The organism is Streptomyces sp. NPDC096193, assembly GCF_040302905.1.
Taxonomy (GTDB): Bacteria; Actinomycetota; Actinomycetes; order Streptomycetales; family Streptomycetaceae; genus Streptomyces.
Map to the genome: position 1 here is coordinate 352534 of NZ_JBEOSJ010000005.1, position 14159 is coordinate 366692.

Sequence of the window (14159 nt, forward strand, 5' to 3'; positions counted from 1 at the left end):
AGTCCCCTCGGTGCTCAGTGTTCCGTCGGGTTGTACGTGGGAGCCTCGACGGGAAGTTCAACCGTGATCGGGTCGGACTTCTCGAAGTGCAGTTCCACGGCGACCTTCTCGCCCTGCTTGGGCTGCTTCTTGAGCGCCATGAACATGATGTGATTGCCACCGCGTTCGAGGTCGAGCTCACCGTCTGCCGGGATGTCGAAGGCCTCCACCTTCCGCATCCGCTGGTCCTTCGTCTCGTGGATCGTGACGTCGTCGGAGATGGCGCTGGTGACCGAGGTGAGCCTGTCGCCCTCGCCCCCGCCGTTGTGCACGGTGAGGAATGCGGCGGCCATGCCGGTCACCGGCTGCGGCATGAACCCACCGCTGACTTTCAACTCCGGTGTGCCGTCCGAGGAGCAGCCCGCCAGCGCCAGCCCCGCGGACAGGGCTATGGCGCAGGCGAGCGTTCTGCGGCGGCTCACGGCTTCTCCCCGCGGATCAGCCGGGGCAGGTCCTTGGCGTAGTCGTCCACCGTGGTGTCCTCCCCGTAGAGCACGTAGCCCGCGTCCGTCTTCGGGGAGAAGGCGACGACCTGGGCGCCGTGCATCGACACGATCGTGCCGTCCTTCTCCTTCTTCGGCGGGTCGATGCCGATGCCGATCTGTCGGGCGCCGGCCTGGATGGCCTTGAATTCGCCCGTCAGTCCGGTGAACGACGGGTCACCGGCGCTGGGCAGCCACTTGGCCAGCTCGGCCGGGGTGTCCCGCTCCGGATCGGTGGTGACGAAGACGACCTGCAGCTTGTCCTGGTCGGCCTTGGGCAGCTTCTTCTTGGCGACGGCGATGTTGCTCATCGTCAGCGGACAGACGTCGGGGCAGTGCGTGTAGCCGAAATAGATCAGCGTCGGCTTGCCCTTGGTGCGTTCGCGCAGGTCGTACTTCTTGCCGGTGGTGTCCGTGAGCACCAGGTTCGGCTTGGCGAACGGCTGGTCGAGCACGGTCGCCGCCTGGGCGCCCTGCTGTGCGGAGACATCGGCGACAGGGCTCTTGGCGGATTCTGGGCCGTCGGAGCAGGCGGACAGGGTGAGCGCGGCGGCCGCGACGAGTGCGGCCGCCAAAGCGGTCTTCTTGCGCATGAGGAGAGTTCCCGGAAGTGGTGGGGGGTGTCAGGCGGTGCGGCGGCGGCCGGCCAGGACGCCGAAGGCGACACCTGCCGCGCCGACCAGGATGCCGACGACCCCGAGGACGCGGGCGAAGGTGTCCGTGTCGTCGGCTGAGGCCGTCGCGGTCTTGGAGCCGTCGGCCGCGGTGCCCTTGGCGTCGGCGTTCGAGGCGGCGGCACCCGCGGCGCCGTGGCCGTCCTCGGCGGCGGCCGCGAGCTTCAGGACCGGCGCGGGAGCCTCGGGCTCGGCCGCACCCTCCTTCGCCTCCTCGATCCAGCGCACGACCTCCTTGTTGTCGTACGTCTGGAGCGCCTTGAACACCAGCTGGTCGGTGTCCTCGGGCAGCCGGCCGAGGGAGACCGGGAACTGCTGGAACTCACCCGGAGCGATCTTGCCGCCGGCCGCGGTCCAGGTGATCTTGGACGGGGCCTCGGTGATCTGCTTCCCGTGCACCTCGAGCGGCTTGGCCAGCTTGGTCTTGGTGACCACGGCCTTCCAGCCGGGAACGGGCTGCGGCATCACGGATGCCATCGGGTGGTCGGCCGGGAGGCTGACCTCGAGCTTCACGGTCGAGGCGTTGTCGCGCTCGTTGGGGACCTTGAAGTTGACCGTGGCGTAGCCGCCCTTGGCGGCCTCGCCCTGCGGCTGCACGCCGACGTGCGCGAAGGCGGTGCCGGAGAGCAGCAGCACGGAGGAGGCGGCGACACCGGACACGACGGCGGTACGGGAAAGGTTCATGGCGTAGGACTCCACTGGTGAGGAGAGGTGATGTGTGCCGGGCGCGTGAGGATGCGCGGGCACCACGGCACCACTCCCGTCGAGTGGGCCGCGTCAGGCTGCGAGTTCGAGGCGGGCGGGCGGCCCGCGCCTGATCACCGTGTGCTGGAGTGCCTCGCCCGCCGCCGTCGGGGGAGAACCGGCCGACGCGGCTACGGCGCACGCACCGGGCGGAGGGGTGCGTACGAGTCCGCCGCACAGCGCCCGTACGAGAGAGAGCGCGGCGCGCAACGGCCGCAGCCAGGCGGCCTCGGCCACGTCCTGGGCGGAGTCGGCCGACAGCCGGATCAGCCGGGCCAGCGCCAGATCTCCGTGGCGCAGCAGCCAGCCGGTCACGAGAGCCGCCAGCAGGTGCCCGAGGAGCATCGGAAGCGAAGGCCACAGCTCCGCCTGCGGCACTGTGGAGTGCGACACAGCGGCGTGCGTGCCGTGCCCCGGCGGGGTGATACCCGCCGCGGTGACGATGCGATGCGCGTCCGCGGGACTCAGGGACGAGGCGCCCGCCCCGCAGACCAGCTTCGCCGCCGTACGGATCAGTGCGTCGTCCGCCGACGGCGCGAGCCGCAGCTGACCCTGCCCCAGACCGAACAGGGCGTGCAGGGCGAGCTGTCCGACGCTCAGGGCCACGGCGATCGACGGCAGTGCGCGAACGCGGCCCGCAAAGGGCAGGACCAGCGCGAACATGGCCAGGAAGCCCACCGCGAGCGACCACGCAGCGACGCCTTCACAGGCGGCGATCGCATGCCCCGTCCCGGACAGCACGACACAGACCGCGGTGAACACCGCGGCCCTCAGCAGCCGCAGACCGGCTCCGGTACGTGCAACGGGTGGGGACGACATGGCCGGGTCATCATCGCACTGCGTCAACGGGCCCCGTACGGCAGGTCCGGAAGATCCGCTTTGGCGGCATACACCGCCGCCCCGGTGGCGCGCGTCGGCCGAATGAGCGCAATCCCGTCAACTATGTGCTTACGGAGCGTGTCTTGGGGCAATACGTATCGGTATGTCGAGCCGCAGCCAGGAGGCTGGAGCATGAGCATCTGGTGGTCACTCCACTTGCGGCGCGAAGCCGCGAGCATTCCGCTCGCCCGGCGCCTGCTGCTCGGCACGATGGAAACCGCGGGCGTCGACCCCGACATCTCGTTCGACCTCTCGGTCGCGCTCAGTGAGGCCTGTGCGAACGCCGTCGAGCACGGCGGCGACAAGGGCCTCGGCGAAGCCTCGGGGGACTACTGCGTCACCGCGTATCTGGACGGGGAGACGTGCCGTATCGAAGTCTCCGACTCCGGCCCCGGATTCCCTGTCCACGCCGCGGGCTGCGCCCACGCCCTGCCGCAGGCTCCGGCCTCCGCGGAGAGCGGCCGGGGGCTCTGTCTCATCGAGCAGCTCGCCGACCACGTCCACTTCGGCAACCGTCCGGGGCGGGGAGCGGTGGTCAGCTTCGACAAGGTCCTCAAATGGCGGGAGGACGCGCTGCTCAAGGTCTCGTGAGACGCCCTCCTGCGAGGATCCGTCCCGCGCGACCGGGGCAGCCGCGCCCTCCCGATCCTGAGTCGGCCCGTCCCCACTCGGCCGGTCCTGCTCAGCGTGCTCCGCGTCAGCCCTGCTTGAGTGCCGCCATCCAGGCCTCGACCTCATCCGCACGACGCGGCAGCGCCGCCGACAGATTCCTGTTGCCGTCCTCGGTGACCAGGATGTCGTCCTCGATCCGGACGCCGATGCCGCGGTACTCCTCCGGCACGGTCAGGTCGTCCGCCTGGAAGTAGAGCCCGGGCTCCACCGTCAGGCACATGCCCGGCTCCAGCGTCCCGTCGACATACGCCTCGGTGCGCGCGGCGGCGCAGTCGTGGACGTCCATGCCGAGCATGTGACCGGTGCCGTGGAGCGTCCAGCGGCGCTGAAGACCCAGCTCCAGCACCCGCTCCACCGGGCCCTCGACGAGACCCCACTCGACGAGCCGCTCGGTGAGCACACGCTGCGCGGCGTCGTGGAAGTCGCGGTACTTGGCACCCGGCTTGACGGCCGCGATACCGGCCTCCTGGGCGTCGTACACCGCGTCGTAGATGGTGCGCTGCAATTCGCTGTAGCGGCCGTTGATCGGCAGCGTGCGGGTGACGTCCGCGGTGTACAGGGTGTGGGTCTCCACGCCGGCGTCCAGCAGCAGCAGGTCGCCGGAGCGGACCGGGCCGTCGTTGCGCACCCAGTGCAGGGTGGTCGCGTGCGGTCCGGCGGCGCAGATCGAGCCGTAGCCGACGTCGTTGCCCTCGACGCGGGCGCGCAGGAAGAACGTGCCCTCGATGTAACGCTCGCTGGTGGCCTCGGCCTTGTCGAGGACCTTGACGACGTCCTCGAAACCGCGCGTGGTGGAGTCGCACGCCTTCTGCAGCTCGCCGATCTCGAACGCGTCCTTGACGGCGCGTGCCTCGGAGAGGGTGACCCGCAGCTCCTCGTCGCGCTCGGCGGTGACCTTGTCGGTCAGCGCGGCCTCGATGGCGGCGTCGTGCCCGCGGACGACGCGGACCGGGCCGGTCGCCTCGCGCAGCTTCTCGGGCAGTTCGCGCACGTCCTCGGCGGGGATGCCCAGCAGCTGCTCGGCCTCCGCGAGCGAGTGCCTGCGGCCCACCCACAGCTCACCCTGGCCGGACAGCCAGAACTCGCCGTTCTCCCGGTCGGACCGGGGCAGCAGATACATCGTGGCGCGGTGGCCGCCGCCCTGCGGCTCCAGGACGAGGACGCCGTCCTCGCTCTGGTCACCGGTGAGGTAGGCGTACTCGGTGGACGCGCGGAACGCGTACTCCGTGTCGTTGGAGCGGGTCTTCAGATTCCCGGAGGGGATCACCAGACGCTCACCGGGAAAGCGCGCCGAGAGCGCCGCACGGCGGTCGGCGGTGTGCGCCGCCTGCGCGATGGGCTCGAGATCGCGCAGCTCGGTGTCCGCCCAGCCGCTCGTCATGTTCTCCGCGAGCTCGTCGGACACGCCCGGGTACAGGCCGTTCTTGCGCTGCTTGATCGGCTGCTCTTCTTCCGCGCCCGCTGCCGCAGCGGCCTCGTCGGAATCCGCCGGGATGAGCTCCTCGGCCACGTCTGCCTCCTCGATACGACACTGGACCGCTGTCCATCGTATGTGCGAGGGGAAGACGTCCTGTCGCCCTGTGGACAACGTGTGAGGAATCAGTCGAAGCGGGCGGCCAGCAGGACGACGTCCTCTCCCGTCCGGTCCCGGTCGAGCCCGTCCGGAAGCACCGTCCGCAGGACGTGGTCGGCGATGGCGGCCGGGTCCTGGCGGGCCGCCCTGGGCACACTCGCGGCTGCCGCGTGCAGCCGCGCGAACGCCCGGTCCATCGGGTCACCGGTCCGCCGCAGCAGTCCGTCGGTGTAGAGGAGCACCGTTTCTCCCGGCCCGGGCGAGATCTCGACGCTCGGCGCCTCCCAGCACGCGAGCATGCCCAGCGGCGCGGACAGGGAGGTCTCGACGAACTCGGTCCGGTGCTCGCTGATGAGCAACGGCGGTGTGTGCCCCGCCCCGGCGAGCACGATCTTCCCGACGGCCGGTTCGGCGTAGGCGAACAGCGCCGTGGCGGTACGGGCGGGTTCGGTCAGCCGCAGCAGCAGTTCGAGGTCGGAGAGGACGGCGACCGGATCCTCGCCCTCCATCACGGCGTACGCCCTGAGGGAGGCGCGCAGCCGGCCCATCGCGGCGAGCGCGCTCGGGCCGGATCCGCTGACCGATCCGACGGCGAGGCCCAGAGCGCCCTCCGGCAGCGGCAGCGCGTCGTACCAGTCGCCTCCGCCCTGCGGTCCCGTGCGGTGGCGGGCGGCGAGCTGGACCCCGGGCACCCGGGGCAGCCTGCTCGGCAGCAGTTCCTCGGCGACCGTCGCCACGGTCTCCCGCGCGTTCTCCAGCTCCAGCAGGCGGGCCAGGTGTTCAGTGGCGTAACGCATGTAGAGGCCGACGAGATGACGCTGACGCTCCACAGGGGTGGCGGGTTCGTCGTACATCCAGACGGCCGCGCCGAGAGTGCCCGCGGCCTCGGAGGCGAGGGGCTGGGTGTAACTGGCGGCGTAGCCGAGGCGGACCACGACGTCGCGGTGCAGGGGGTCGAGCGATTCGTCGGCGAGCAGATCGGGCTGGGCGACGGCTTCCGGGGAGGTCGCCGGGCCCGGCAGTCCACCGGGGCGACGGCCGTCCAGGATGCGGCCGTACGCGGTCGCGAGCCGCGGGACGGTCTCGATGTGCCCGAGTTCGGCGTGGCTGAGTCCGAGGCCCTTGGTGAACGCGGGGCCGTGGTCCCCGTCGAAGCAGTCGGCGCGCTGGGGGTCCGCCACCGGTTCGAGGACGACCATGCCCCGGCGCGCTCCGACGAGGGCGGCGCCGGCGCGCAGCAGTTCGTGGAGTGCGGTGTCCAGCGTGCTGGTCCGGGCCAGGCGCTCGGTCAGCTCGTGCAGGGTCGTGAGATCGGAGACCCAGCCGGCCAGCCGGTCCTGGATCAGCGCGCCGGGAGGGGTGGGCAGGGAGGGAAGCGAGTGGGCAGTGTGCGTGGGGTTGGGAACTGCCGAGTCGATTCCAGCCACTTTCGGCAGGTGAGGGGCGCTCATGGCAGCCGGCTTTCCAACGGGTGCGTTTCGCTCAATAGCATCGCAAACCCCCATGTCATTCTGCGCCGCTATCAATGCATCCACATGTACACGCACAAGGAAGGGGATGTCCAGCATTGGACCAGTGGGATCGGTGGTGTCTAGGTGACCATGAACTTGGCCGAAAAATGCACCCCGTGGCGGCGAATTGAGGTCGACTGAGGGCGTTCGGCAGTTGATCCCTCCAGAGCTCAGGCCCCGGAGGGACGCGTCATACCAAACGTGCTGGGTACGTAAACGGTGACGGCCAGGGGCAGTTGGCACCGCCCCGGAACCTGACGACGGCCCCGGGCGTCCTAACAGCCGTGGGTCGCGCCGCATCCCCGGGTGGCGGGGAAAGTTTTGACGGGACGGCAAGCGCCACGCGCGCGCCACCCCTCGCCATGCGTTTAATGGACTACAGCCCACGTTCGGCCCCCGAGCGGCGATCCTGTCGCAGGCGAAGCGGGGAGTCGCCCATGCCACCGGCAAGGGGCGATGATGCGCCGACTTGTACGCACAGTGAAGAGCTGCACACATGTTGTGATGTGGACCTCGGCGTTCAACGGAAAGGAACGAGCGCTCATGCGCGAGATCCTCGGAAGGCGACGCAGGCTCCTGTTCCGGCGTAAGAGGGGGCCAGTACAGCTTCGAGCGGCGCTCACCTACGCCGCCGAGTGGCAATGGCCCGTCCTCCCCGGTGTGGGACTGAAGGCGGCCGGAAGCCGCGGTGACCGCGGGCGCGGTTGCGCCTGCCCGGATCCCGAGTGCGTCGTACCCGGCGCGCACCCCTTCGACCCCGGCATTCTCGCGGCGACGACCGACGAACAAATGGTGCGCTGGTGGTGGGCCAACCGGCCGACCGCTCCTATCGTGCTGGCCACCGGAGGGCGGGCGCCGTGCGCGGTGAGCCTGCCCGCGGTGGCCGGGGCGCGTGCGCTCTCGGCGCTGGACCGCATGGACATGCGGCTGGGCCCCGTGGTCGCGACGCCCACCCGGTGGTCGCTCCTCGTGGCCCCCTACACCCTCGAACAGCTCGGGGAACTGCTCTTCGTCAAGGACTGCGTGCCGAGTTCGCTGCGCTTCCACGGCGAGGGCGGCGGGTATCTGGTGCTGCCTCCGGCGGAGGCGGGAACCGGCCAGGTGCGCTGGGAGCGGGCTCCGCTGCCCGGTTCCGCCGCGCCGTGGCTGCCGGATGTGGAGGCGGTGGTGGACGCGCTGGTCGAGGCGAGCACCAGCGCGCCGGACGGCGGCAGTCGGCTGGCTTACTGAACAGGCGCTTCTTCGGGCCGGCTCCGTCACTCGTAAGGGTTGGAGCCGGCCCGAGTTGTCGGGGAATCGGGCGCGCAGCGCACCGCGTGCCCGTATTCCGCGGATATCGTCGGCCCACCGTCAGGAATTCCGCTCGGTCGGCAGGTGGGCGCCATGAATCTCCGCATGATCGGGATCGCCTCGGTCGTGGTGGTCGCCGCGCTGTTGCCGCTGGCCGCCGTCGCCGGACCGGCCGACGGACTGCTGTGGCCGGACGCGCCCGCCGCGCGGGGACCCGTCGTCGACGCGAAGTCAAGTGCGCGACCGGATCCGCAGACGGCCGAAACAGATCCCACCGAACCGCCCGCCGCGGCCGGCTCGGCGATGTTGCCCGCCTCCGCGGCACGGTGCGGTCCGGAACTCACCTCGCCCGCCGGGATCGAGGCGCAGACCTGTGTACTGACGCAGGGCGGCGACACCTGGGCGCGTACGTACTACCGGAATGCAACGGGTGAGGAATTGCGTTCCGTACTCACTCTGATGGGACCCGGCGGGCGCACTTTGCAGACCAACTGCGCGGTCGAAGCGGGTGACGAACCGGGTGTTTGTGAGACACCGCGGGAGCCTTCCCGGGGTGTGGCCGGGGATTATTCGGCAGTCGCGGAGTTCGCGCCTGCCGAGGATTCGGACGATGCGCCACTGCTGCTGAGGTCCGGGAGCAACTCCCGTGACAGCGGGGGAAGTTGACGCGTTCACGCGGAACGGACCGCTCCGCGGAAATGAAAGCGCCCGGTCGCTGGCGACGGGGGATGCACCAGCGACCGGGCTTCTAGAACGGTAACAAGAGATCGGCAGTTCGCAAATTCGATCTCGGGTATTCGGACATCGATTCAGCTGCCCCCGGCGAGAGTTGTGACCGGAGTCACCGTTGTCTTCTCGCGGTCACGAAGATGTCAGCTGAGGGTCACCTGGCGGTTGGTGAGACCACCGCGGGCGCGGCGCTCCTCGGGAGAAAGCGGCGCGTCCGAGGCCAGCGCCTCGGACAGCCGCTCGGCGAACTGGGCCGCCGGCTTCTCGCACTCCTCGGCGCTCATCCCGGTCGGCAGGTCCCAGACGGGGACCATCAGGCCGTGCGCCCGGAACGAGCCGACCAGACGGGTCCCCTCGCCGAGCGAGGTGGCACCGGCAGCGTGCAGCCGCGCCAGCGCGTCCAGCAGCTTCTCCTCCGGATGCGGCATGACCCAGCGCAGATGGTTCTTGTCCGGCGTCTCGCACCAGTAGGCGGAGTCGACTCCCGTCAGACGCACGGTGGGAATCGCCGCGGCGTTCGCGCGCTCCAGGGACGCGGACACCTCGGGCGTGGCGTTCTCCGCCGAGTCCGGGAGCCAGAACTCGAAACCGGAATGGACGACCGGCGTGAACGCGGCGTCCGGGTCGAGGAGGTCCTGAAGTCGCGGACCGTCACCGGAAACCCGCTCACCGGCGACCGGATTGCCCCGGGGCGAGGTGAGCGCGCGGTTCAGCGTGTCGGCGAGATCGCGGCTCAGGTCGCCCGAGGACGTGTCGTTCTGCAGGCCGAGGAGGACCGAGCCGTCGTCGCGGCGCAGCGCCGGCCACGCCATCGGCAGGACGGTCGCGAGCGTGACGGACGGGACGTCGTCGGGCAGTCCGCCCTTCAGCGTCAGCTCGACCGTCGCGGCCGGCACCAGTTCGCGCAGGGCGACCCAGTCGCATTCACCGGCGAGGCCCTCGAACGGACGCTGGACCAGCTCGGTCACGGCGTGCGAGGCCGCGCGGCCGTGACACGCCTTGTAGCGGCGGCCCGAGCCGCAGGGGCAGGGCTCACGCGCCCCGACCACCGGTACGGGTTCATTGGCGCCTGCGGCGCGGCCCCGGTCCGTGTGCGGAGGCTTCGACGCCTTGGTCTGGGGGCGCTTCTTGGCCATGGTGCGGCTTCTCCCGATTGCGGCGGTGCTGTGTGTGGGCGCGAGCCTAGCCGTCCGCCGCCCTCACGGTGGCACAGCGCCGCACACTCACCTCGGCCGTGCCCACTTCGTCGGGGGCATCGGTCGTGTCCGTGTCGCCGGGGCCCGGGCCGGGCTGTCGTCGCCGGGAGGCCGGCCGGGACCGTTCGTTTCGCGCCATCCGGTCCCTGCTCGTCCCGGCCAGGGGTGGTCGTACCCCTTCGGCCCGGCGCCGTCGGGTCCGCTCCGCCAGAGGTCAGTCGAGGTCGTCGTACGCCTCGGCGAAGTCGAAACCCGGGCCTGCGACGCGCGTAGCGAAATCCTCGCGCCGGTGCCCTTCCGTCACGATCACCCACACGGTGACCTCACCGCCCGCGCTGTCGCGGACACCCCAGTCCTGGGCGAGCGCGGTGATGATGTTGAGTCCGCGGCCGCCGCGTGCGGTCACCGACGGTGTGGACGGGACCGGCCGCGTGGGACCGCCGCCGTCCGTCACCTCGACCGTCAGCCGGCCCGCCTGGTCGACGCGCCACTCGGCGCGGATGTCCCCGTCGCCGATCTCGGTACGCCCCAGCGGTCTGCCGTGCCGGCAGGCATTGCTGAGGAGCTCGGACAGGATCAGAACTGCATCGTCGACGACCGATTCCGACACCCCGCTGCGGCGCAGCTGTTCCTGCATACGGTGTCGTGCTGCCCCCACGCCCGCAGGACCATGGGGAACGGCCATGCTCGACGACGTGGGCACTTCCTGTGCCACCACAAACGCCACCCCCGAGACCTCCTTTGCCCCACGCCACGGTGTGAATGCCCCAATGGACTGGACCGGAAACCGGCCAAGGGTGGGCCGGTGACGCACTCGTAACGATCGAATACGAACCGAACGCGCCGGTGCACTCCCTGTAAGGGGTGTTACAGACGGCCCAGCTGGGACAGCACCTGCCGCGGCCGGTTGGTGATGATCGCCTCGACACCCAGCCGTACGCAGAGGTCGACGTCCTCCGGTTCGTTGACCGTCCAGACATGGACGCGCTGGCCGGCCCGGTGGAGCCGGGCGATGTAGCCGGGCTGGTTGCGGACGATCCGTATGCCCGGGCCCGCGATCCGGGCGCCGGAGGGCAGCCGTCCGTCGCGCAGCCGCGGACTGACGAACTGCAGCAGATAGACGGTCGGGATGCGCGGCGCGGCCGCCGACACCCGGTGCAGCGAGCGGGCCGAGAAACTCATGACACGTACGGGAGAGTCCGCGGGTGTCGGCGGGTCGGCGAGCCCGAAGCGGCCGAGGAGCTGGAGCAGCCGGTCCTCCACCTGCCCGGCCCACCGGGTGGGGTGCTTGGTCTCGATGGCCAGCTCGACACGGCGGCCCGAGTCGGCGACCAGCTCCAGCAGCCGCTCCAGGGTGAGCACCGAGGTGAGGGACGGGTCGCCCCAGTCCGGGCTCTCGGCGGAGTCCTCGCGGCCCTTCCAGGTCCCGAAGTCCAGGGCGCTGAGGTCGGCGAGCTCCAGGGCGGACACCGCGCCACGGCCGTTCGACGTCCGGTTGACCCGGCGGTCGTGGACGCACACCAGATGGCCGTCGGCGCTGAGGCGTACATCGCATTCGAGGGCGTCCGCACCGTCGTCGATCGCCTTCATATAGGCGGCGAGGGTGTGTTCCGGGGCGTCTTCCGACGCGCCTCGGTGGGCGACGACCTGGATGTTGTGCTGCCGTGCTGGGGTCACCGCGTCATGGTGTCACCGAGACGGGGAAGGCGTGCGCAGGGGGCCCGGTCGCAGGCGGGAAGGCGGCCCGGCGACGGATCCGTCCGGCGCTCTGGGGATGCGTCCTGATTGTCGGAAGTAAAGGATTGCGGGAATACACACAGGTCCTGCTTACAGTGGCCTGACGGGCTGTGGGAAAAGCTTGCGTCGGACAGCTGCCGGCCGGTCCCCGCCGAGACAGCGCCGAACGCCGCCCGCCACCGCCGCCCGACCAGGGCCGGAGCACCACCCGCCGCCAGGCACCGGACGAAACACGACGACGCACGACGTGGAACCTGAGGAGAGAGCTGTGAGCACCGAGAACGAGGGCAACGAGGGCACTGCGCGGCCGGCCGCCCCGTCGGTACCTCCCGTGCCGGCCGGCCCTCCCGAGTTTTCGGGACCCTCCGGAGCCGAGCCCGCGCCCGCCGCGTATCCCGCCCCGCCCCGCCACGACGGGACTCATCCCACCGAGCCGGCAGCGGCCGCGGGCGAGCGTCCCGGGCACTCCCCCCAGCCCGAGCACGCCACCGCGCCGCTGCCGCATCCCGTGCCCGCCGCGGCGCAGGCCGGATCGCAGCAGCCCGGCGGCTGGCCGCCGCCTCCGCCCAGCCTGCCGTCCTACGGCGGCGGCTCCCACGGCTCCCACGGCTCCCACGGCCACGGCGGGCCCCACGGTCCCGGCGGCGACGGACCGGCCTGGGGCGCCCCGGTGCACGCGGGCGAGGGGCCGAGGCGGAAGCGATCGGGCGGACTGGCCGCGGCGGTCCTCGTCGCCGCCCTCGTCGCGGGCGGCGTCGGCGGTGGCATCGGCTACTGGGCGGCCGAGCGCAACGACGACGGCATCAACTCCACGACGGTCTCCGCGGCGGACACGCCGAAGGAGATCCAGCGCGAGCCGGGCACGGTCGCGGCCGTCGCGGCCAAGGCCCTGCCGAGCGTGGTCACGATCGAGGCGAAGGCCGGCGGAGGCGGAGCCGACGGCACGGGCGAGAGCGAGGCCGGCACGGGCACCGGCTTCGTCTACGACAAGGAAGGCCACATCCTCACCAACAACCACGTGGTCGCGACGGCGACGGACGGGGGCACGCTCTCCGTCATCTTCTCCAACGGCAAGAAGTACGACGCGGAGGTCGTCGGCCGGGCCGAGGGCTACGACGTGGCCGTGATCAAGCTCAAGAACGCGCCGTCGGGTCTGAACCCGCTGGCCCTGGGCGATTCCCAGAAGGTCGCCGTGGGCGATTCGACGATCGCGATCGGCGCGCCCTTCGGCCTGTCGAACACGGTCACCACCGGCATCATCAGCGCCAAGAACCGCCCCGTGGCCTCCGGTGACGGCTCCAGCGGCAAGAACTCGTACATGAGCGCCCTCCAGACGGACGCGTCGATCAACCCGGGCAACTCCGGTGGCCCGCTGCTCGACGCACGCGGCGCGGTGATCGGCATCAACTCGGCGATCCAGTCGGCCGGCAGCGGCCTCGGCCAGTCCCAGGCGGGCTCGATCGGACTCGGCTTCGCCATCCCCATCAACCAGGCGAAGAACGTCGCGGAACAGCTGATCAAGACGGGCAAGCCGGTCTACCCGGTCATCGGCGCGACGGTCGACATGTCGGGCAAGGATTCCGGGGCCAAGATCGCGACGGAGGGCGCGGGCGGCACGGCGGCGGTGACCGCGGACGGTCCGGCGGCGAAGGCGGGCCTGAAGTCGGGCGACGTGATCACCAAGTTCAACGGCAAGCCGATCGACAGCGGCCCGACACTGATCAGCGAGATCTGGAATCACAAGCCGGGCGACAAGGTGAAGCTGACCTACGAGCGCGGCGGCAAGGAACAGACGGTCGACGTGGTACTCGGAGAACGCCAGGGCGACAGCTGAGCCACGGGAAGGGCGTCGCGCGGGCATCGGTCCGCCGCCGGCCACCGCGGTGGTGATCGGAAGGCAGCTGCGACGCCCTTCGTCGGCCCGGTACTCTGTAGGCCGTTCCGCAGCAGGTGAGGCGGGGCATGGTGGGTTGCCCGAGCGGCCTAAGGGAACGGTCTTGAAAACCGTCGTGGCAGCGATGTCACCGTGGGTTCAAATCCCACACCCACCGCGCGCAGTTACCTGAGATCGGCCCCTGACCAGCACCATCGGTCGGGGGCTGTTCTTGTGTGCCGCCCGGCCGGTGCAGCGTTGTGGGGATCGCCGGTCCGGGCTCAGTCCGCGTCGAGCCACTCGGTCAGCCGGATCCGCACCTGGAAGCTGCTGTCCGTGTGCCGGACGACGGTGCCGCTGACCTGGTCTCCCAGCGCCGGCAGTGTTCCGCCGGACGGCATGGAACCCGTGTCGGCCATGCCGACCGCATGCGGTGAACCGTGGATGCGGATGAAGATGCCGAACGGTTGACGGCCGACGACTTGACCTGTGATGGGCGTGCCTATGGGGAGCGCGGACACGGTGGCCGGCCACGCTCGGCGGATCTGTTCGGGGAACGGATCGTCGGGTCCCCGTCGCCAGCCGAATTCGGTCATGAGGCGATCCTGCCAGCGGAACGGTGTCCCTAAGTCCGGCGGGGTGGTGCGAACGACCCGCCGGGGGAGAAAACGGCCGAGCGCCGTGCCCGACGGCACTCCCCGACGGTGGTCTTCGAGTTGAGCGACTGACCCGTCTGGAACCGGCGACGGGTCTCGTCGTA

At 70.8% G+C, this 14159-nt stretch carries 14 protein-coding genes and 1 tRNA gene; 5 read left to right on the forward strand and 10 right to left on the reverse strand.

All coding sequences use genetic code 11. The features are described 5' to 3' along the window. Nucleotides 1–14 precede the first annotated feature (14 nt). From ABTX78_RS11590 to ABTX78_RS11605, 4 genes are all read right to left on the reverse strand, one after another. A complete protein-coding gene (locus ABTX78_RS11590) occupies nt 15–461 on the reverse strand; it encodes a copper chaperone PCu(A)C (RefSeq protein WP_352206589.1) in 447 nt (148 codons plus the stop codon). Continuing rightward, the gene (locus tag ABTX78_RS11595; RefSeq protein WP_352206590.1) at nt 458–1114 is read right to left on the reverse strand and encodes an SCO family protein; all 657 of its coding nucleotides are present in this window, start codon (nt 1112–1114) and stop codon (nt 458–460) included. Before ABTX78_RS11595 ends, ABTX78_RS11590 begins: the two co-directional genes overlap by 4 nt. Before the next feature lie 30 nt (nt 1115–1144). Then, a complete protein-coding gene (locus tag ABTX78_RS11600) occupies nt 1145–1879 on the reverse strand; it encodes a YcnI family copper-binding membrane protein (protein ID WP_352206591.1) in 735 nt (244 codons plus the stop codon). Between the two features lie 93 nt (nt 1880–1972). Next, the gene (locus tag ABTX78_RS11605; protein ID WP_352206592.1) at nt 1973–2758 is read right to left on the reverse strand and encodes a hypothetical protein; all 786 of its coding nucleotides are present in this window, start codon (nt 2756–2758) and stop codon (nt 1973–1975) included. Between the two features lie 192 nt (nt 2759–2950). Here ABTX78_RS11605 and ABTX78_RS11610 point away from each other — a divergent pair, with 192 nt between their 5' ends. Then, nucleotides 2951–3409, forward strand: a complete 459-nt coding sequence (locus ABTX78_RS11610; RefSeq protein ID WP_352206593.1) for an ATP-binding protein — start codon at nt 2951–2953, stop codon at nt 3407–3409. Between the two features lie 106 nt (nt 3410–3515). Here the strand turns inward: ABTX78_RS11610 and ABTX78_RS11615 are convergent, their stop codons facing one another. Then, entirely contained in the window at nt 3516–5000 is a 1485-nt protein-coding gene (locus ABTX78_RS11615; RefSeq protein WP_352206594.1) for an aminopeptidase P family protein, read from the reverse strand. An 89-nt stretch (nt 5001–5089) separates the two neighbouring features. After that, on the reverse strand, nt 5090–6631 hold the full coding sequence (locus tag ABTX78_RS11620; protein WP_352206595.1) for a PP2C family protein-serine/threonine phosphatase: 1542 nt from the start codon (nt 6629–6631) through the stop codon (nt 5090–5092). Between the two features lie 486 nt (nt 6632–7117). On the opposite strand from ABTX78_RS11620, the gene ABTX78_RS11625 reads away from it, so the two are divergent. Together ABTX78_RS11625 and ABTX78_RS11630 are read left to right on the forward strand one after the other, a co-directional pair. Continuing rightward, nucleotides 7118–7804, forward strand: coding sequence for a bifunctional DNA primase/polymerase (locus tag ABTX78_RS11625; RefSeq protein ID WP_352206596.1), 687 nt, complete (start codon nt 7118–7120; stop codon nt 7802–7804). Nucleotides 7805–7957: 153 nt separating this feature from the next. Further along, nucleotides 7958–8530, forward strand: a complete 573-nt coding sequence (locus tag ABTX78_RS11630) for a hypothetical protein (protein ID WP_352206597.1) — start codon at nt 7958–7960, stop codon at nt 8528–8530. 206 nt (nt 8531–8736) lie between these two features. Here the strand turns inward: ABTX78_RS11630 and ABTX78_RS11635 are convergent, their stop codons facing one another. The 3 genes from ABTX78_RS11635 to ABTX78_RS11645 form a co-directional block, all read right to left on the reverse strand. Next, nucleotides 8737–9729 (reverse strand): DUF5926 family protein, encoded by a 993-nt coding sequence (locus ABTX78_RS11635; protein ID WP_352206598.1) that lies wholly within the window; start codon nt 9727–9729, stop codon nt 8737–8739. 274 nt (nt 9730–10003) lie between these two features. Then, complete coding sequence (locus ABTX78_RS11640; protein ID WP_352206599.1) at nt 10004–10603, reverse strand: ATP-binding protein; 600 nt, start codon at nt 10601–10603, stop codon at nt 10004–10006. Nucleotides 10604–10656: 53 nt separating this feature from the next. Further along, the gene (locus ABTX78_RS11645) at nt 10657–11466 is read right to left on the reverse strand and encodes a glycerophosphodiester phosphodiesterase (RefSeq protein WP_352206600.1); all 810 of its coding nucleotides are present in this window, start codon (nt 11464–11466) and stop codon (nt 10657–10659) included. 328 nt (nt 11467–11794) lie between these two features. On the opposite strand from ABTX78_RS11645, the gene ABTX78_RS11650 reads away from it, so the two are divergent. Continuing rightward, nucleotides 11795–13360 carry a S1C family serine protease gene (locus ABTX78_RS11650; protein WP_352206601.1) on the forward strand — a complete coding sequence of 522 codons (1566 nt, stop codon included), beginning with the start codon at nt 11795–11797 and terminating at the stop codon, nt 13358–13360. A 130-nt stretch (nt 13361–13490) separates the two neighbouring features. Then, nucleotides 13491–13577, forward strand: a tRNA-Ser gene (locus ABTX78_RS11655). 103 nt (nt 13578–13680) lie between these two features. On the opposite strand, the gene ABTX78_RS11660 is transcribed toward ABTX78_RS11655, so the two are convergent. Beyond that, nucleotides 13681–13995 carry a hypothetical protein gene (locus ABTX78_RS11660; RefSeq protein ID WP_352206602.1) on the reverse strand — a complete coding sequence of 105 codons (315 nt, stop codon included), beginning with the start codon at nt 13993–13995 and terminating at the stop codon, nt 13681–13683. Nucleotides 13996–14159 lie beyond the last annotated feature (164 nt).